This is a genomic window from Jannaschia donghaensis, from assembly GCF_001403795.1.
In the GTDB taxonomy this organism is placed as follows: domain Bacteria; phylum Pseudomonadota; class Alphaproteobacteria; order Rhodobacterales; family Rhodobacteraceae; genus Jannaschia; species Jannaschia donghaensis.
On record NZ_CXSU01000005.1, the window covers coordinates 634,922 to 652,007 of the forward strand.

The 17,086-nt window shown below is 65.3% G+C and carries 25 protein-coding genes; 4 read left to right on the top strand and 21 right to left on the bottom strand.

The features are described from left to right. Nucleotides 1–198: 198 nt before the first annotated feature. From JDO7802_RS03790 to JDO7802_RS03830, 11 genes are all read right to left on the bottom strand, one after another. Nucleotides 199–642, bottom strand: coding sequence for a GNAT family N-acetyltransferase (locus tag JDO7802_RS03790; protein ID WP_055083037.1), 444 nt, complete (start codon nucleotides 640–642; stop codon nucleotides 199–201). After that, nucleotides 639–1,064: a GNAT family N-acetyltransferase gene (locus JDO7802_RS03795; RefSeq protein ID WP_055082705.1), complete on the bottom strand. Its 426-nt coding sequence runs from the start codon at nucleotides 1,062–1,064 to the stop codon at nucleotides 639–641. Before JDO7802_RS03795 ends, JDO7802_RS03790 begins: the two co-directional genes overlap by 4 nt. Further along, the gene (locus tag JDO7802_RS18180; RefSeq protein WP_187298091.1) at nucleotides 1,061–1,237 is read right to left on the bottom strand and encodes a hypothetical protein; all 177 of its coding nucleotides are present in this window, start codon (nucleotides 1,235–1,237) and stop codon (nucleotides 1,061–1,063) included. Before JDO7802_RS18180 ends, JDO7802_RS03795 begins: the two co-directional genes overlap by 4 nt. Beyond that, nucleotides 1,234–2,007, bottom strand: coding sequence for an ABC transporter ATP-binding protein (locus JDO7802_RS03800; RefSeq protein ID WP_055082707.1), 774 nt, complete (start codon nucleotides 2,005–2,007; stop codon nucleotides 1,234–1,236). The genes JDO7802_RS18180 and JDO7802_RS03800 overlap by 4 nt, the downstream gene beginning before the upstream one ends. Nucleotides 2,008–2,103: 96 nt before the next feature. After that, the gene (locus JDO7802_RS03805) at nucleotides 2,104–2,559 is read right to left on the bottom strand and encodes a hypothetical protein (protein WP_055082709.1); all 456 of its coding nucleotides are present in this window, start codon (nucleotides 2,557–2,559) and stop codon (nucleotides 2,104–2,106) included. 49 nt (nucleotides 2,560–2,608) lie between these two features. Then, the gene (locus JDO7802_RS17890) at nucleotides 2,609–2,839 is read right to left on the bottom strand and encodes a hypothetical protein (RefSeq protein ID WP_144430503.1); all 231 of its coding nucleotides are present in this window, start codon (nucleotides 2,837–2,839) and stop codon (nucleotides 2,609–2,611) included. Further along, nucleotides 2,840–4,303 carry a dihydropyrimidinase gene (gene hydA, locus JDO7802_RS03810; RefSeq protein WP_055082711.1) on the bottom strand — a complete coding sequence of 488 codons (1,464 nt, stop codon included), beginning with the start codon at nucleotides 4,301–4,303 and terminating at the stop codon, nucleotides 2,840–2,842. Nucleotides 4,304–4,306: 3 nt separating this feature from the next. Continuing rightward, nucleotides 4,307–4,498, bottom strand: coding sequence for a DUF6358 family protein (locus tag JDO7802_RS03815; protein ID WP_055082713.1), 192 nt, complete (start codon nucleotides 4,496–4,498; stop codon nucleotides 4,307–4,309). A gap of 15 nt (nucleotides 4,499–4,513) precedes the next feature. After that, nucleotides 4,514–4,804: a hypothetical protein gene (locus tag JDO7802_RS03820; protein ID WP_055082715.1), complete on the bottom strand. Its 291-nt coding sequence runs from the start codon at nucleotides 4,802–4,804 to the stop codon at nucleotides 4,514–4,516. A gap of 3 nt (nucleotides 4,805–4,807) precedes the next feature. Beyond that, a complete protein-coding gene (locus JDO7802_RS03825; protein WP_055082717.1) occupies nucleotides 4,808–5,119 on the bottom strand; it encodes a hypothetical protein in 312 nt (103 codons plus the stop codon). Next, nucleotides 5,116–6,375, bottom strand: coding sequence for a Zn-dependent hydrolase (locus JDO7802_RS03830; RefSeq protein WP_055082720.1), 1,260 nt, complete (start codon nucleotides 6,373–6,375; stop codon nucleotides 5,116–5,118). Before JDO7802_RS03830 ends, JDO7802_RS03825 begins: the two co-directional genes overlap by 4 nt. 147 nt (nucleotides 6,376–6,522) lie before the next feature. Here JDO7802_RS03830 and JDO7802_RS03835 point away from each other — a divergent pair, with 147 nt between their 5' ends. Both JDO7802_RS03835 and JDO7802_RS03840 read left to right on the top strand, forming a co-directional pair. Then, nucleotides 6,523–7,134, top strand: a complete 612-nt coding sequence (locus tag JDO7802_RS03835; protein ID WP_055082722.1) for a TetR family transcriptional regulator C-terminal domain-containing protein — start codon at nucleotides 6,523–6,525, stop codon at nucleotides 7,132–7,134. A 54-nt stretch (nucleotides 7,135–7,188) separates the two neighbouring features. Continuing rightward, on the top strand, nucleotides 7,189–8,241 hold the full coding sequence (locus JDO7802_RS03840) for a Hint domain-containing protein (protein WP_055082723.1): 1,053 nt from the start codon (nucleotides 7,189–7,191) through the stop codon (nucleotides 8,239–8,241). A 33-nt stretch (nucleotides 8,242–8,274) separates the two neighbouring features. Here the strand turns inward: JDO7802_RS03840 and preA are convergent, their stop codons facing one another. The 4 genes from preA to JDO7802_RS03860 are packed head-to-tail and all read right to left on the bottom strand — an operon-like array spanning nucleotide 8,275 to nucleotide 12,295. Then, complete coding sequence (gene preA / locus JDO7802_RS03845; RefSeq protein WP_055082725.1) at nucleotides 8,275–9,579, bottom strand: NAD-dependent dihydropyrimidine dehydrogenase subunit PreA; 1,305 nt, start codon at nucleotides 9,577–9,579, stop codon at nucleotides 8,275–8,277. Nucleotides 9,580–9,631: 52 nt separating this feature from the next. Further along, nucleotides 9,632–10,420 (bottom strand): Fpg/Nei family DNA glycosylase, encoded by a 789-nt coding sequence (locus tag JDO7802_RS03850; protein WP_055082727.1) that lies wholly within the window; start codon nucleotides 10,418–10,420, stop codon nucleotides 9,632–9,634. A gap of 1 nt (nucleotide 10,421) precedes the next feature. Further along, nucleotides 10,422–10,967 carry a hypothetical protein gene (locus tag JDO7802_RS03855; RefSeq protein WP_055082729.1) on the bottom strand — a complete coding sequence of 182 codons (546 nt, stop codon included), beginning with the start codon at nucleotides 10,965–10,967 and terminating at the stop codon, nucleotides 10,422–10,424. Then, the gene (locus JDO7802_RS03860) at nucleotides 10,964–12,295 is read right to left on the bottom strand and encodes an NAD(P)-dependent oxidoreductase (RefSeq protein ID WP_055082731.1); all 1,332 of its coding nucleotides are present in this window, start codon (nucleotides 12,293–12,295) and stop codon (nucleotides 10,964–10,966) included. The genes JDO7802_RS03855 and JDO7802_RS03860 overlap by 4 nt, the downstream gene beginning before the upstream one ends. A 97-nt stretch (nucleotides 12,296–12,392) precedes the next feature. On the opposite strand from JDO7802_RS03860, the gene JDO7802_RS03865 reads away from it, so the two are divergent. Both JDO7802_RS03865 and JDO7802_RS03870 read left to right on the top strand, forming a co-directional pair. Next, nucleotides 12,393–12,686: a DUF1330 domain-containing protein gene (locus tag JDO7802_RS03865; RefSeq protein WP_055082733.1), complete on the top strand. Its 294-nt coding sequence runs from the start codon at nucleotides 12,393–12,395 to the stop codon at nucleotides 12,684–12,686. Nucleotides 12,687–12,763: 77 nt separating this feature from the next. Then, a complete protein-coding gene (locus JDO7802_RS03870) occupies nucleotides 12,764–13,387 on the top strand; it encodes a helix-turn-helix domain-containing protein (protein ID WP_055082735.1) in 624 nt (207 codons plus the stop codon). A gap of 9 nt (nucleotides 13,388–13,396) precedes the next feature. On the opposite strand, the gene JDO7802_RS03875 is transcribed toward JDO7802_RS03870, so the two are convergent. From JDO7802_RS03875 to JDO7802_RS03900, 6 genes are all read right to left on the bottom strand, one after another. Next, nucleotides 13,397–13,783, bottom strand: coding sequence for a hypothetical protein (locus tag JDO7802_RS03875; RefSeq protein ID WP_055082737.1), 387 nt, complete (start codon nucleotides 13,781–13,783; stop codon nucleotides 13,397–13,399). Beyond that, entirely contained in the window at nucleotides 13,780–14,127 is a 348-nt protein-coding gene (locus tag JDO7802_RS03880) for a hypothetical protein (RefSeq protein ID WP_055082739.1), read from the bottom strand. Before JDO7802_RS03880 ends, JDO7802_RS03875 begins: the two co-directional genes overlap by 4 nt. 67 nt (nucleotides 14,128–14,194) lie before the next feature. Next, on the bottom strand, nucleotides 14,195–15,208 hold the full coding sequence (locus tag JDO7802_RS03885) for a patatin-like phospholipase family protein (RefSeq protein ID WP_055082741.1): 1,014 nt from the start codon (nucleotides 15,206–15,208) through the stop codon (nucleotides 14,195–14,197). Next, complete coding sequence (locus JDO7802_RS03890; protein WP_055082743.1) at nucleotides 15,205–15,771, bottom strand: carboxymuconolactone decarboxylase family protein; 567 nt, start codon at nucleotides 15,769–15,771, stop codon at nucleotides 15,205–15,207. The genes JDO7802_RS03885 and JDO7802_RS03890 overlap by 4 nt, the downstream gene beginning before the upstream one ends. Then, nucleotides 15,764–16,150: a pentapeptide repeat-containing protein gene (locus tag JDO7802_RS03895; protein WP_055082745.1), complete on the bottom strand. Its 387-nt coding sequence runs from the start codon at nucleotides 16,148–16,150 to the stop codon at nucleotides 15,764–15,766. The genes JDO7802_RS03890 and JDO7802_RS03895 overlap by 8 nt, the downstream gene beginning before the upstream one ends. Continuing rightward, nucleotides 16,147–16,920, bottom strand: a complete 774-nt coding sequence (locus JDO7802_RS03900) for a 3-hydroxybutyrate dehydrogenase (protein ID WP_055082747.1) — start codon at nucleotides 16,918–16,920, stop codon at nucleotides 16,147–16,149. Before JDO7802_RS03900 ends, JDO7802_RS03895 begins: the two co-directional genes overlap by 4 nt. Between the last annotated feature and the right edge of the window lie 166 nt (nucleotides 16,921–17,086).

The following is a 17,086-nucleotide window of genomic DNA, read 5'->3' on the forward strand; positions in this document are numbered from 1 at the left end:
TATCGAGTTTTCCGTCGTCGACGCGCTTTTGTCCCGCCCACCTTGATTCAGATTGCCCCGTGCAGAATTCGTCGCCCGAAGACCGAAGACGCGCCTTTTGAGTATGCCAGACGTCTTTATGCAGATCGATGAGGCGTTCCGCACCCCGGACCGAGGTCAGCCGGTCTTCGATCATGCTTGGCCGTCTTTCCCTCAATGTCATCGCGTCCACTCCAGCAGGACGTCCGGGACGCTTTCTTCGTTGTCGCCGTCGGTGCGGCGAAGTTCGGTGAACCCTTGGGCCGCGTAGAATGCCTGCGCGGCGGTATTGGGCTGATGGGTCCAAAGGCGCAGGCGGGTGTGGCGGGCCTTGGCATGGGTGATGAGGCGTGTGCCGGTGCCCGCGCGGGGCGGGTCGGCGTAGAGGGCGGTGATGCAGCCGTCCGCGTCGATGGCGACGAAGCCGTGCGGCGGATCGCCCGCGACCCAGACCTGTCGCTGCGTCCAGACCGTGTCGCGGTAGTGGCGGGCGACGTCTTCGGCGGTGTGGACACGGGGGTGCCAGGGCGCGGCGTCGATGAAGGCGTTGACCATGGCGGCGCAGGGGGCCGCATCGCGGGCGGTGGCGGGGCGGATCGCGCCCGGTTCGATCGGTGGCGTCATCGCCGCCATTCCATCACCAGCTCCGGCACGCCATCATCGCCCGGCACGTCGCGGTCGATAATGCGAAAACCTTCGCGTTCATAGAAGCGGTGGGCGGCGGTGTTGGGCATGTGGGAGTTCAACGTCAGGCGGTCGCGGCCCTGTTTGACATGGGTCAGGAGGCGTTTGCCGATGCCCGCGCCGGGGGTGGCGGCGTAGAGCCCGAAGATATGGTCCCCCTCGGCCTTCATCGACAGATAGCCGAGTGTGGTGCCAGCGTCGTCGGCCACCCAGGCGTCGCGGACGGGAAAACCGTCGCGCATGATCCGTTCCAGCCGCGCCCGGCCCGGCCCTTTGGGCATCCACTCGGTCGCCGCGAACCAGTCGTCGACGATCCGCGCGCAGGCGGGGGCGTCGTCGGCCGTGGCCCGGCGGATCATCATGGCGCGCCCCGGTGACGCCGCCAGATGCGCCAGAGCGAGGAGAGGATGACGAAGAGGGCGACCGTGTTCAGGAGCGTGCGCGCCGGCATGTCGGCAAAGCCCGCGCCCAGCAGAAACCAGAGCGCGACAGCGATGACGATGACGTCGGCGATGGTCTGCGCCCGAGGGGTCATGCGGTTTCCATGCCTTCGCGCAGGCCTTCGCGGACGCGGTGGGCGACGGCGAGGAATTCGGGGGTGTCGCGGATGTCGAGGGGGCGGTCGCGGGGCAGGGGGCTGTCGATGACGTCGGTGATGCGGCCGGGGCGCGGGGACATGACGACGATCTTGGTGGAGAGGTAGACCGCTTCGGGGATGGAGTGGGTGACGAAGAGCGTGGTCTTGTTGGTGCGTTTCCACAGGTCGAGGAGTTCTTCGTTCAGGCGGTCGCGGACGATTTCGTCGAGCGCGCCGAAGGGTTCGTCCATCAGCAGGATCGGGGCGTCGAAGGCCAGCGCGCGGGCGATGGAGGCGCGCTGCTGCATCCCGCCCGAGAGTTGCCAGGGATATTTGTTGGCGAATTTGTCGAGCTCGACCAGTTCGAGGACGGCGTCGATCCGTTTCGCGCGGTCGGCCTTGGCGTAGCCCATGATTTCGAGCGGCAGGGAGATGTTCCTGGCGATGGTGCGCCAGGGGTAGAGGCCGGCGGCCTGGAACACGTATCCGTAAGCGCGTGCTTTCCTCGCGTCGTCGGGGGACATTCCGTTCACGGTGAGTTGGCCGTTTGTGGGGGTCTCGAGGGCCGCGACGCAGCGCAGGAAGGTGGTCTTGCCGCAGCCCGAGGGGCCGATGAAGGAGACGAATTCGCCTTCGGCGATGTCGAGGGTGATGTCCGAGAGCGCGTGGACGGGGCCGTCGGGGGACGGGAAGGTGAGGTCGAGGGATTGGGCGGAGATTGTGGTCATTGATTTGTATCGTGTGTCCGGGTTGGGCAGATCGCAAGGGCGTAGGGTGAGTGGACCCCACCGAGGCGCGGGTCGTCGTGTCGGGGTTCGACCATGCTAGACTTTCTGGTCAACATTGCCGCTGCGCGGATCGGTTTGTCCGACGCCGAGACCGAAGAAGATGACTGCCCCGATGAGTCCGAGTACGGGTGCGCCTGCAAGGGAGATGTACGTGTATATGTAACGCGCGCCCGGTCCAACTTGGTCGAGTCCGCGCCCATAGACATCCAACAGGAATCCGATACTGATCACAGCGATCGATGAAAGGCATCCGCTGGCAAAATATCTCCAGAAGCCTTTCGCGCGGCGGCAAAGAACAGCATAGGCAAATACGCTGATCACTGTGACGGGGATCGCGAGTGCTACAGCTATTTCGAGAAGTTCGACGAACAGCGGAAGTGGTGGGAAAGCGAGAGCTCCTGATCGAACGAGTTCATCGATAACGACAAATCCGAATAGGGCCATTAATAGCGTTATCACGACGGCCGCAATGAAACGTAGTACCTGACCCATCAAAGCCCCGCCGGAATATATAAAGGGTCGCGTTCTAAATCTGATTGTCTCACTCCGGCCATGTTCGATCTGCACCTACGTCTTCGCTGCGTCTTACCGCGCGGCGATATCCGCGATAGTCAAATGAGTAGTAGGCTTGCTCCATCAGGCTCTTACCGGCGGAGAGGCCAAGGCCGAAGCGTGCCCTCAGCATCTTTACTGCGTTAATATTGCCGCCTTCTAAGAGAAGTTGGTGTAACTCTTCTCGGACTTCCAGGGGAAGATCTTTGACATGCTTCATTCAAACCCCCGCCGGAATGTTCATCGGGTCGCGTTCGATCTTCCTCGGCGTGTTCAGCGCCTTCCACTTGCTCAGCGCCGAGTGGGCGCTCGCGAAGGGCTTCCGCCGCACGAACTTGCCACGACCCGGCTGCGGCTGGCTGTTTTGGCCGTGGGCCCAGATGACGTCGCCGCGGCTGAGGGTGTAGCGGGGGGCGGCTTTCAGCTCCATGCCTTCGAAGACGTTGTAGTCGATGATGCTCTTCTGCGTGGCGACGGAGACGGTGCGGTGGATGGACGGATCCCAGACGACCACGTCGGCGTCGCCGCCCACCGCGATGCCGCCTTTCATCGGGTAGATGTTGAGGATCTTGGCGATGTTGGTGGAGGTGGCGGCAACGAATTCTTCGGGGGTCAGGCGGCCCGTCTCGACGCCGCGGGTCCAGAGCATCGCCATGCGCTCTTCGAGGCCGCCGGTGCCGTTGGGGATCTTGGTGAAATCGTCCAGCCCCATGCGCTTCTGCTCATCCGAGAAGGCGGCGTGGTCGGTGGCGACGACCTGGAGGGAGCCGGACGACAAGCCCGCCCAGAGGCTGTCCTGGTGCATCTTGTTGCGGAAGGGGGGGCTCATCACCCGGCGCGCCGCGTATTGCCAGTCCTTGTTGAAATACTCGGATTCGTCGAGCGTCAGGTGCTGGATCAGCGGCTCGCCGTAGACGCGCATCCCCTTCTGGCGGGCGCGGCGGATGGCTTCGTGCGCCTGCTCGCAGGAGACGTGGACGATGTAGAGGGGCGTGCCGGCGGCGTCGGCGATCATGATGGCGCGGTTGGCGGCTTCGCCCTCGACCTCCGGCGGGCGGGAATAGGCGTGGGCCTCGGGGCCGGTCTGACCCTCGGCCAGCAGTTTCTCCTGCATGGCCTGCACGATGTCGCCGTTCTCGGCGTGCACGAGGGGGAGCGCGCCCAACTCCGCGCAGCGCTTGAAGGAGGCGAACATCTCGTCGTCCTCCACCATCAAGGCACCCTTGTAGGCCATGAAGTGCTTGAACGTGTTGATGCCGCGGTCCTTCACGACGGCCTCCATCTGTTCGAAGATGGTCTCGTTCCAGCCGGTGATGGCCATGTGGTAGGAGATGTCGGTGCAGATCTGGTCCTTCGACTTCCGGTCCCAATCGTCGATGGCGTTCAGGAGGGAGCCATCCTCGCCCGGAAGACAGAAATCGACCAGCATCGTGGTGCCCCCGGCGGCGGCGGCGAAGGTTCCGGATTCGAAGGTCTCGGCGGCCGTGGTGCCCATGAAGGGCATTTCCAGATGCGTATGCGGGTCGATGCCGCCGGGGATGACATAGGCGTCGGTGGCGTCGATGGTCTCGTCGCCCGAGAGGTTCTCGCCGATCTGGGCGATGGTCTCGCCCTCGATCAGGACATCGGCTTTCCATTGGCGGTCGGCGGTGACGATGGTGCCGTTCTTGATGACTTTGGACATAAGCTATCCTCTTTTACTGGTGTAGGAGCGGATCGTCCGCGCCAATCCATAGAGGACGATGACGGGAAGAATAGTCATCGCGGCCGCAAGAAGCAGAGATGCTCCCGACTGACTCGCGGCGAAAGCGCTGAGAAACAGCCAGACAATGCAAGTTGCGATCAGAAGCCAATAGACAATTTCGCCAGTCATCTTCATGTTAGTGTCCTTTCGTTACAGGCAGTACTGCGTTCCGCGCGGGATCAGAACGGGAAAGACCTGACCCTGGTATTCGTAGCCGTAGCAATTGTCGGCCACCCGCACGTCCTGCGTGTTCACGCCGCGCGGCAGCAGGCGTGTGACCGCGAAGGGGATGGGGGCCTCTGTGACGGCATAGGTCTGGGGGTCGGGCACCGGACCGTTCGCGGTGGGTAGGGCGCAGGCGGTGATGAGGAACGGCAACACGATGGCCGAGATCACGGCACGGCGGGGTATGCGGAACTGGACGCGGTCTTGATTGTACATGGTCTATTCTTGCTCCAGCGACATGAGGGTTCGCGCGCGGAGGAGTGCGGCCGCGCTCCAGTCGCCTATTTCGATTTCGGGTTCGCCTTCGAGCGTGGCGACTATTTCTTCGAGCGCCAAACCCCATTCGCCAACGAACATGAACCGGTCGGCATAGCCGAGAGCCCGGTTGGGTGTCTGTCCCCGCACGCAGATAACGAGGTCTGTCATGGCATCGGCGACCTGTCGGTCGATGGGATCGTCGGCGGACCCGCCGGGAGTGCGTCCGACACCGTTCGGCAGGAGGACCTTCGACCAGTCGGCGGCACCGTTCACGCCACCACCTCCGCCGTCTCAACCACCGCGTGCAGCAAGACGTCGGCGCCGGCGCGAGCCCAGTCCTTGGTGATCTCCTCGGCCTCGTTGTGCGACAGGCCGTCGACGCAGGGGGTCATGATCATCGCGGTGGGACAGACCCGGTTGATCCAGCAGGCGTCGTGGCCCGCGCCCGAGATGATGTCCATGTGGCTGTAGCCCAGGCGTTCGGCGGCGGTGCGCACGGCCGTCACGCAGCCTTCATCGAAGGCGACGGGGTCGAAGCCGCCGACCTTCTCGAACTCGATCTCCATTTCCATGGCGTCGGCGATCGCCTGGGCTTCGCTGCGCAGGCGCGCCTCCATATCCTCGATGACCGAGAGGGTGGGGGAGCGGAAATCGACGGTGAAGACGACCTTGCCGGGGATCACGTTGCGCGAATTGGGGTGGACGTCGATATGGCCTGCGGCCCCGACGGCGTGGGGCGCGTGGCTGAGCGCGATCTCCTCCACCTTTTCCAGAATACGCGCCATGGCGAGGCCGGCGTTCTTCCGCATGGGCATCGGCGTGGAGCCGGTGTGGCTGTCCTTGCCGTGGACGGTGACTTGCGTCCACGACAGGCCCTGACCGTGGGTGACGACGCCGATGTCGCGGCCTTCCGCCTCCAGGATGGGGCCTTGTTCGATGTGCAACTCGAAGAAGGCGTGCATGTCGTCCTTGCGCGCGCCCACCGCCTCCTCCCCGCGCCAGCCGATGCGGTCGAGTTCGTCGCCGAAGCGTTTGCCCTCGGCATCGCGTTTGTCCTCGGCCCAGTCTTGCGTGTGCACACCCGCGAAGACGCCGGAGGCCAGCATGGCGGGGGCGAAGCGGGTGCCTTCCTCGTTCGTCCAGTTGGTGGCGACGATGGGGTGTTTGGTCCGGATGTTCAGATCGTTCAGGGTTCGGATCACCTCCAACCCCGCCAGCACGCCCAGAACGCCGTCGTATTTGCCGCCCGTCGGCTGCGTGTCGAGGTGGGAGCCGACGTAGACGGCCGGCGCATTCGGGTCGGTTCCGGGCCGCGTGGCGAACATGTTGCCGATCGCGTCGACACCCATGGTGCAGCCCGCGTCATCGCACCACTTCTTGAACAGGTGACGGCCTTCGCCATCGGCATCGGTCAGGGTCTGGCGGTTGTTGCCGCCCGCGACGCCGGGGCCGATCTGCGCCATCTCCATCAGGCTGTCCCACAGCCGGTCGGGGTCGACCTTGAGGTTCTGTCCCGCGCTGGCTGTCATCCGAAACCCCCTTGAGATTTTGACCATCCGGTAAAGCGACGTTACCAGAGGTTTGACATCGGTCAACTGTGCCGCGACTTCTGGGGGCACGCAACGGCGTCTGCCGAAAATACGGGCAATGTTTCGCCCCGCCGCCCGAGGACGGACATGCCCGACGACACGACCCGCATTCAGAAGAACCGCCGCGCGCAGATCCTGGAGGCGGGGCTGGACGTGTTTTCGGCCGAAGGGTTCAATGGGGCCACGTTGGACGGGATCGCGCGGGCCGCCGGTCTGTCGAAGCCCAATCTGCTGTATTACTTTCCGTCCAAGGAAGCGGTGTATGTCGCGCTTTTGAACGGGCTGCTGGACACCTGGCTGGACCCGCTGCGCGCGCTGGACCCGGCGGGCGATCCGGTGGAGGAGGTGCTGGGCTACGTGCGGCGCAAGCTGCACCTGGCGCGGGATTATCCGCGTGAAAGCCGCCTGTTCGCCGGAGAGATTCTGCGCGGTGCCCCGCAGTTGCAGCCGGAGCTTTCGGGGACGTTGCGCCGTCTGGTCGACACCCACGCGCGACAGATCGGGGACTGGATGGCGGCGGGACGGCTGGCGACGTCGGACCCGCATCACCTGATTTTCTCGATCTGGGCGTTGACGCAGCATTACGCGGACTTCGAGGTGCAGGTGCGGGCGGTGCTGGGCGCGGAGCGCGACCCCTGGGCCGAGGCGGAGCGCGAGGTGCAGGCGCATTTCGCGCGGGTCCTGACGCCGACCGGCTGACGGTTCACGGCTCCGAAACCTTTTGCCACTAGCGTCGCGGCAAGAGGTGTGGACATGGCAAGCAGTTATAGCGTTCTCGTTTATTCGGCGCTCAACCTGACCGGGGCTGACGGGCAGCAGGCGTTTGAATCCGACACGATCGACGGCTCCTTTTCGGGCGAGGGGCCCTATACCACCGGTCAAGAGGACGCCTCCCGGCTGACCATCGACGATAACGACGAGGGCGAAGACGGACAGGTCTTCAACGACGGCGTGAGCCGGGCGCAGTTTACCGAAAACGATATGACGTTCACGTATATCGGTGCGGATGGAGAGCCTGTCACGACGACGTTTCCCGCCGGCACGCAGATTCAGTCGGAGTTTTCGACGACGATGACGTCGGGCTATACCGTGCACGGTCTGCGCCTGCGCGACCCCGAAACGGATGAATGGGTCACCGCCGGATACTATCTCGAACCGCCGCCGGGGGGCGATCCGACGCCGCCGCCGGGAACCAATCTGGGTGAACCGAACGGTTGGAACGACCAGGGGCACAAGACCATGGGGCCTCAGTGCCTGATGGCCGGCACGATGATCGCGACGGCGCTGGGCGATCGCGCGATCGAAACGCTGCGGGCGGGCGACATGGTCCGCACCGATCTGGGTCTGGCCCCGCTGATCTGGACCGGGCTGCGGGTGCTTCCGGTTGTGACCCTGCGTGGCAGGCCGGACTGGTGGCCGATCAGGATCGCGGCCGGGGTTCTGGGCAATGACCGACCGCTTTGCGTGTCGCCACAGCATCGGGTGCTGCTGCATTCGGCGCAGGCCGCTCTCATTTTTGGCGCGGACCAGGTTCTTGTTCCGGCGCGCGCCCTTGTCGCGGCGAATGTCCCGCGGGTCGCACAGCCCTGTCCGACGGAGCGGGTGATCTACTGCCACCTGGCGTGCCGACAGCACCGTCTTGTCCGCGCCGCCGGAGCGTGGGTGGAAACCCTGCTCGACGGGGACGAGATGGCGGGCGGGGCTGCGATCCGGGGCGGTGCGGCGCGCCCCTGCCTTACCGTTCGGGAGGCGAAGACCCTGCTTCGATGCGACGGCGGCGTGCGCATGCCGCAGCACGTCGCCTGATGCATAGGCCCGATGACATCCGGCGGGCGGGCTTTATTCCGCGGCCACGGCACCCGGATTGTTGGGGTGCGTCGTCCAGTCGGCGGGTTTCGCCTGCACTTCGCGGCCCGTGCGCGGATCGACGGTGCCGGCCTGCATCGGAACCATTGTGATGCAGTTTTCGACCGGGCAAACCTCCACGCACAAATTGCAGGCCACGCATTCATCGTCGATCACGGAAAATGTGCGGTCTGCGGACATGGCGATGGCCTGGTGCGACGTGTCCTCGCAGGCGGCGTAGCAGCGGCCGCAGGAGATGCAGGCGTCTTGGTCGATCTTGGCCTTGGCGACGTAGTTGAGGTTCAGGTACTGCCAGTCGGTCGTGTTCGGGATGGCGGCCCCCCTGAAGTCGTCGATCGACGTGTGACCCTTTTCATCCATCCAGCGCGACAGGCCGGAGATCATCTCCTGCACGACCTTGAAGCCATAGGTCATGGCCGCCGTGCACACCTGCACGTTGCCGCAGCCCATGGTGATATATTCGGCCGCGTCGCGCCAGGTGGTGATGCCGCCGATGCCCGAGATGGGCATCCCGTGCGTGGCCGGCGCGCGGGCGATTTCCGACACCATCGACAGGGCGATGGGCTTGACCGCCGGGCCGCAATAGCCGCCGTGGGTGCCCTTGCCGTCGATGCTGGGGTGCGGGGACATCGTGTCGAGATCGACCGAAACGATGGAGTTGATCGTGTTGATGAGGCTGACGGCATCGGCCCCGCCGCGGCGCGCGGCTTCGGCGGGTTTGCGCACGTCGGTGATGTTGGGGGTCAGTTTCACGATCACGGGCTTGGAGTAATATTGCTTGCACCAGCGGGTGACCATTTCGATGTATTCGGGGACCTGGCCCACGGCGGCACCCATGCCGCGTTCGGACATGCCGTGCGGGCAGCCGAAGTTCAGCTCGATCCCGTCGGCGCCGGTGGCCTCCACCTTGGGCAGGATGTCTTTCCAGGCCTGTTCTTCGCAAGGAACCATGATCGACACGATCATCGCACGGTCGGGCCAGTCTTTCTTGACCCGCGTAATCTCGTCCAGGTTGGTCTGAAGGTCCCGGTCGGTGATCAGCTCGATGTTGTTGAGGCCCAGCACGCGGCGGTCGGCCCCGTGGATCACGCCGTAGCGGGGGCCGTTCACGTTGACGACGGGCGGGCCCTCGGACCCCAGCGTCTTCCAGACGACGCCGCCCCACCCGGCCTCGAACGCGCGGCGGACGTTGTATTCCTTGTCAGTGGGCGGCGCGGAGGCGAGCCAGAACGGGTTGGGGGATTTGATGCCGAGGAAGTCGGTGGTCAGGTCAGCCATGGGATGTCTCCTGTGCCGTTTTGGAGGGTTGGATGGGGAAGGGCGTCGCGGGTCAGGGTGGGGGTTGATGGCCTGCGCAGAAATAACTGGTGCGGCCCCCGACCTTGGCCGTCTGGATCTGCCCGTCGCAGCGCGAACAGGCCCGGTCCGTTTCGCGTCGATGGATCAGCCAGGCGTCGGGCAATTCGCCGTAGTCGGCATCGACATCGCAGACGGAGGTCAGGGTACGACGGGACGCGGTGTAAAGGTCTGACAGGGTCCTTTCGGACAGGTCGGTGCCCTTGGCGGTCGGATGCACACCGGTCTGATACAGCGTCTCATCCGCCCAGAGATTGCCGATCCCGGCCAGTTTTTCCTGCGCCATCAGCGCCGATTTGACGGCCCCGCGGCTGCTGCCGATGCGGTCGACGAAGGTGGCTTCGTCGATGTCGAGCGCGTCGGGGCCCAGATCGTGGGCCGCGATTTCGGTATCCGGGTCGTCCACGACCTTGACCCAGCCGAATTTGCGCGGATCGCGGAACGCCATGCGGCGGTCGCCCTCGAACCGGACGATCAGGCGGGCGTAATCGGGGGCCGCGTCGTCTGCGTCATACAGGCGGACCGACCCGGCCATGCCCATGTGCAGCGCCATCCACGGCCCCGAGGCCGCGCCGGCGAAGAGATATTTGCCGTGACGCCGGGTTTTGGTGAACTGCCCGCCTGTCAGAGACGCGCGGGCGTCGGGGTCGGGCAGATCGACGTGCGCGGTGTCGTTTCCCAGCTCCACCGCTTCGATCGTGCGGTGGAGCGCGCCGCCCTCGATTCGTCGGCGCAGGGCCTCGACCTCGGGCAGCTCCGGCATGTCAGGCGGCCGGTTCGGGCGTGGGGGCCGCGGCGTTCAAACGGGCGGTCGCCGCGTCGCGGGTGGCGTCGTCAAAGCCGTCGGGGTGACGCAGGATCACCGCTTCGCTGGTCATGTCCTGCAGCCCGCGCGCGATCAACGTGTCGAAGGCGGTATAGTCGGCGGTCGCGGTCGGAAAATCGGTCAGGGCGTTCGCGGCCCCCGATTTCGTCATCTTCATCCGCGTGCGGGTCAGGCGCTTGGCCTTGCCCAATTCTTCGCGGACCAGCTGTTCATAGGCAAAGATGGTCTGGAAGGTGTCATGCTCCAGCGTGCCCGGCTCCACGTCCGTCGTGTCGTCCGTCTGGACCAGAGCCAGGCGGCGCAGGGCGGCGTCGCGGACGGGCGGAACGCCCATGCGGTCGGCGTTGGCCATCAGATTGCGGAGTTTGTCGACGTCGTCCATCGACTCGACGCGTGCCAGGGCGGCGTCGTTTCGGGCGGCCAGCTCCTTGTCGGTCAGGGCGGCGGGCTTGGGGGCGGGGGGGGGCGTTTTGGATTTGCTCATGGGGCAGATTGTGTCAGCGACGCGTGGATGTCCATCGCGGCGTCTCGTCCTTCGGCCACCGCCGTCACGGTCAGGTCCTCTCCGCCGCTTGCGCAGTCGCCGCCGGCCCAGACATCGGCGAGGGACGTTTTGCCGCTTGCGTCGACGGCGATCTTGCCGCCGTCGAGCGTCAGGCCTTCCATCGTTTCGAGTTTCTGACCGATGGCGCGCAGCAGTTGATCGGCGCGCAAGATCAGCGTCTCGCCGGTCGGTTTCGTGTCCGTATCGACATATCCCAGCTCTACCTCGCGCAGCTGCGCATCCCCGCGCAAGGCGACGGGGACCACGCCGAACATCAGGCGCACGCCGTGCGTCGCGGCCAGATCCTGCTCGTACCGGCTGGCGGGCATCTTCGCCTGATTGCGGCGATAGGCGATGGTGACCGTCTCGGCACCCAGCAGTTTGGATTGCACGGCGGCGTCCACGGCCGTCATGCCGCCGCCGATGACGACGACGTGCCGCCCGACGGGCAGGGTGGTCAGATCGTCGGTCTGGCGCAGGGTGGCGATGAAATCGACGGCGTTTTCGGTGCCCGTCATGTCTTCGCCGTCAAGACCCAGCGCGCCGACGCCGCCCAGCCCGATCCCCAGGAACACGGCGTCGAAATCGCTCCGCAAAGCCGAAAGCGTCAGCCCGTCGCCCAGCGCCTTGCCGGTCTCGACGGTGATGCCGCCGATCTTGAGCAGCCAGTCGACTTCGGCCTGGGCATAATCGTGGGGCGTCTTGTAGGCGGCGATGCCATATTCGTTCAGGCCGCCCGCTTTGGGGCGCGCATCGAACATCGTGACGGAATGGCCGTGCAGCGCCAGCCGGTGCGCGGCCGCCAATCCGGCGGGGCCGGCCCCCACGACGGCGACGGATTTGCCGGTGTCGGGCGCGCGGGTGAAGGGGTGTTCGCCGTCCGCCATCATGGCGTCGGTGGCAAAGCGTTGCAGGCGGCCGATCTCGACCGGTTTGCCTTCGGCGACTTCGCGCACGCAGACCTGTTCGCACAATGTCTCGGTCGGGCAGACGCGGGCGCACATGCCGCCCAGGATGTTCTGATCGAAGATCGTCTTGGCCGCCGCTTCTTCGGTTCCCGTGGCGATCTGGCGGATGAACAGGGGGATGTCGATGTCGGTCGGGCAAGCCGTCACGCAGGGCGCATCGTGGCAGAAATAACAGCGGTCGGCGGCGATCGTCGCTTCGTGCGATGTCAGGGCCGGGTGCAGATCGGCGAAGTTCTTCGCCAGGTCCTCGGGGCCGAGGCGTCCGGCGCGGATGCCGTCAAGGCGCAGTGCTTCGGTCATGTATCCCTCCGGTAGAGCGGCGTGCCGTATTGTCTTGCCAAGAGAGTGCCCGAACCGCAGAATTTATCAACTGGTAAAATTTCGGCAGGAGAGAACGATGCCCAAGGCCTATTGGGTGGCGCATGTCACCGTCACCGATCCGGACCCCTACGGCCTCTATGCCAAGGGCGCGACGGAGGTGTTTTCCAAGTGTAATGCGCGGGTTCTGGCCCGTGGCGGAAGGGTCGTCGGGTTGGAGGGCGAAAGCCGTCCGCGCAACGTCATCATCGAGTTCGAAAGCCTGGAGGCGGCGCAGGCCTGCTACGATTCGCCCGAATATCAGGCAGCGCGCGAACACCGGATCGGGGCCGGTGAGGCGCAGATCATGCTGCTTGAAGGGGTGGATGACTAGGCGGCGCGGGCGCCGTGCCGCAGGCGTTCGGCCATAATCCGCCTTGAGACGCACGGGCCGGTTTCCTACAAGCGCGCATGACACAGAATGACGAACCCAGCCTGATCCGCCTGGCCCGCGAAAGCGGCGCGCAGGTTCAGCCCGAGCCGCTGGACCTGGGACTGCGGGTCCGCGACCTGCGCAAGGCACATGGATGGACGCTGGAACAGGCGGCGCGTCAGGCCGGGTTGGCCCGTTCGACCTTGTCCAAGATCGAGAACGGGCAGATGTCGCCCACCTTCGACGCGCTCAAGAAATTGGCGACCGGGTTGGAGATTTCGGTGCCGCAGTTGTTCACCCCGCCGTCGAAGGCGCAGGTGATGGGGCGGCGGGACGTCACGCGGCACGGCGAGGGTCGGACGCATGTGACGACGACCTATGAACACGAGCTGCTGGCCGCGACAATCACCAAGAAGTCGATGCTGCCGTACCGCGCGCGCGTCCGGGCGCGATCGTTCGAGGAATTCGACGGCTGGGTCCGCCACGACGGAGAGGAATTTCTGCTGATCCTGACGGGCACGGTGCGGCTTTTCCTGGAATTCTACGAACCCGTCGAAATGAAGCGCGGGGACAGCGCCTATTACGACGCGTCCATGGGCCACAACGTCATCTCTACCTCTGCCGAGGATGCGACGATCCTTTGGGTGACCAGTCTGGCTTGACCGGAGTCGCTACAGGTCTGGCGTGATCAGGGCGTTGCCGTAATATCGCTTGAAGTCGAACCCTTCGATCCGAAGGTTCGGATAGCGGGCCACGACATCGTGGAAAGCCTGACGCCGGGCTTGGCCTTCCGCGTTGCGCACACCGTGGCGCAGGCTGAGGTGCGTCAGATGGCGTTTGTATGCCCGCGTATAGAGCCAGTACTGGTTCGGGGTCAGCGCCGCCGCCGCTTCCTGCCCGTTGAAGACGATCCGCATCCGGGCGCTGCCGGCGTCGGTCGTGTTGGGCGCGTCGAGCCAGAGATAATTGGTGTTCGGGTTCGTGACCGGGCTGACCGTCTGATGCGCCACGGCCGGCAGGGCCAGGACGATCGCGGCGGCGGTCAGGACGGCCCTCATGTCTTGCGTCCCATGGGTGTGGCGGGGGTGTTGTCGTCGCCGAACCGGCGGTCGTCGGCCATCGCGTCTTCCCCGTCGGGGATGTAGTCCCCGCTGTCGCGCACGGCTGCATTGTCGTGGACGGGCGCGGCATAGGCATCGGCGGGCAATGGCCCGGCCAGAAACTCGTGCAGGGCCTGCTGCGCTTCGGCCGGGTCGGTGCCTTGCAGGACGGCGATGCGCTGGGCCAGCACGGCGGTCGAGCCGTCGGCGTCCGCCAGATCGGCATCCTTGAGGTCGGGATAGGCCGACAGGATCGGGTCGCGGAACGGCACCCAGTCTTTGGCGAAATCTTCACGGCTCATGGTGTTTCCTTTCGTTCTGGTGAGGAAACGCGCCGGGTCGCGCCCGGTTCCTGCGGGGCGGGCGTGCTCAGCTGAACATCTCTTCCAGGTCGACGGTGGAGCCTTCGCCGATCTTGTCGAAATCCCGGTCCAGAAAGACATCGGCCGCCCGGTGACCCGCATCGCGCAGCTGGGCCATGACGATAGGGTTGGCGACGGTCTTGGTGGCGACCGAGAGCTGCCGCATCAGGGGATCGTCGGCGATCATATGGACCAGCACGTCCTTCATCACGCCTTCGGGGATCTTGCCGGTCCGCACCAGCCGTTGCACGAATTCGATGGCGCGCATTTCGCGCAACAGGGATGTGTTGAAGCTGATTTCGTTGATGCGGTTCTGGATGTCGCGGGCCGTGACGGGCAGTTCCGGACGCTCCAGCGGGTTGATGTTCACCACGAGGATGTCGCGCGGCAGGTCGGGCGCATACAGCGGGAACAGCGCCGGGTTGCCGGTATAGCCACCGTCCCAATAATGCTCCCCTTCGATTTCCACGGCCGGGAACACCGTCGGCAGGCAGGCGGAGGCGAGGATCGCGTCGATCCCGATCGCCCCGCCGGTGAACAGCTTGATCTTGCCGGTGCGCACGTTGGTGGCACAGATGTGGATCTGCGGCCCGCGGTCCGAGCAGACCGCCTCGAAGTCGAGCCCGGCGACGATCTTGCGCAGCGCCGTTTCGTTCATGCTGCCCGTCATGTAAGGGGAGACCGCGCGGCTGAGGCCGTCGGACATCTGATAGAGCGGTGACATTTCGATCGCGTGGCTTATGGCCAGCGGCGAAAATGCGGCCAGCCATGGGGCCAGACGTTCGTCCGTCAATGCCCCCACGTCGGTCCAGAGATTTTCGAGCGTGTCGCGCGCCAGATCGCGGCTGCCGCGCGCCAGGCCGCTTTTGACGGCCGCCCCGTTCAGTGCGCCCGCGCTGGTGCCGGACATGCCCGCAATCTCCAGCCGGTCGTCGGCCAAGATGCGGTCCAGGACACCCCAGGTGAAGGCCCCGTGCGCGCCGCCGCCCTGAAGGGCCAAGTTGATGCGTTTGGGTGTCATTGTAGGTCTCCGGCGCTGTTGCGCATTGTTTGAAGGTCGCAGGCCGTCGCGTGGCCCATGGCGCGCTTGATGCCCGGCAAAAGCGCCGCGCCGTTCATGGCAAAGGACAGTTCGATCAACCCGCGCTGGCCGTAGAAATGCGCCACCTCGGCCCGTGCGTCCGGGTCGTCGATGCGGTCCCGCACGACGGCATCCGACAGGCGGATGATCGCGGGCAGGGGGGCGGGCAGGTCGGGGTCGGCGCGCAGGATCGCGTCGATGGTCGCGGGTGTCAGCCCGGCCCGACGGGCCAGATTGACCTCCGCCTGCACGCTGGATCCGCAATCGGCGGCCAGCGCACCGCGCAGACGGGCGGCGGCATGGGCGTCGGCGGGCAGATGATTGACCGGATCAAGAAATCCGAAGATCCGGTTGTAGCGCCGCAAAAGGCCCGGCCCGGCGTTCGCGATCGCGCGAACATGGGCCAGCGAGACGCCCAGCCGCGCCTCTGCCCGGTCGATCATCAGCAGCGAGATGCGTTTGGCGACCGTGGGCTTGGGCGCGGGTGGGATGCGATCAACCATCGGCCCATTTTGCCAAAAGATCGGTAATCGATATGCCGTCGATCGTGGCACCCGTATAAGTCGCGTCGCTGATTGCAACGTCCGTCAGGTTCACATCCGACATCCGCGCGCCCGTCATGTCGGCACCGGTGATCGCAAGGCCGCTCAGATTGGCATGGTCCACCGACGCGCCGGACAGGTTGACGTCATGCAAGACGGCCCCCGTCAGGTTCGCATCGTCGAACCGTAGTCCGGTGGCGTTCACATCCCGGAAGGACGCGGACATCAGGTGGCTGTCGTGGAAGACGGCGTCGCGCAGGCTGACCCGCAGGAACGACGATCCGTCGAGGATCCTGTCCTTGATGTCGAGCTTGTCGCGCCCCGCCCCCGGCTCGGTCACATCGCGGTCCAGCCGCCGTCGACGCTGATCGTGGTGCCGGTGATCTGTGCCGCGTTGTCCGAACACAGGAACAGGGCGGTGCCGCCCAATTGGTCCGTGGTGGCGAACTCCTTGCTGGGCTGACGCTCCAGCAGGACTTCCTTGACGGCCGTCTCGCGGTCCATGTCGTATTTCTTCATGGTGTCCGGGATCTGTTCCTCGACCAGCGGGGTCAGGACATAGCCGGGGCAGATGGCGTTGGCGGTGATCGGCTCCTGCGCGGTTTCCAGCGCCACGACCTTGGTCATGCCGACGATGCCGTGCTTGGCGGCCACATAGGCGGATTTGTAGGGCGACGCCCGCAGGCCATGGGCGGACGCGATGTTGATGACGCGGCCCCAGCCCGCCTTGCGCATCATCGGCAGCGCGGCGGCGGTGGTGTGGAACGCGGATGACATGTTGATCGCGATGATCGCGTCCCATTTGTCGGCCGGGAATTCGTCGATGGCGGCGACGTGCTGGACGCCGGCGTTGTTGACCAGGATATCGCAGGCCCCCGCCTTCTGGATCAAGCTGCGGGCGGCGTCGCCCTTGGACATATCGGCCTGGATATAGCGGACGTCGACGCCGTGCTCCTTGGCCAGATCGGCGGCCAGCGCGTGATCTTCCTCGGTGTCGGAGTAGGAGTTGATCACGACGTTCAGGCCGGCACCGGCGAAACTGCGCGCGATGCCCAGCCCGATGCCCGAATTCGATCCGGTGATGACGGCGGTCTTTCCACTAAGCGACATAACGTCAATTTCCCCTCTGGATGGTTCGCGGACTGGACCACGAATGCTGCGTCTGCGAAAGGTAGGACCTGTTTCGACGCTGTCGATAAGCGGATGACGCGCATGTCGCGGGGCCGGGCACGGAAATCGGTTAGCCCAAAAAAAAACGCCGGCACAAGGCCGGCGC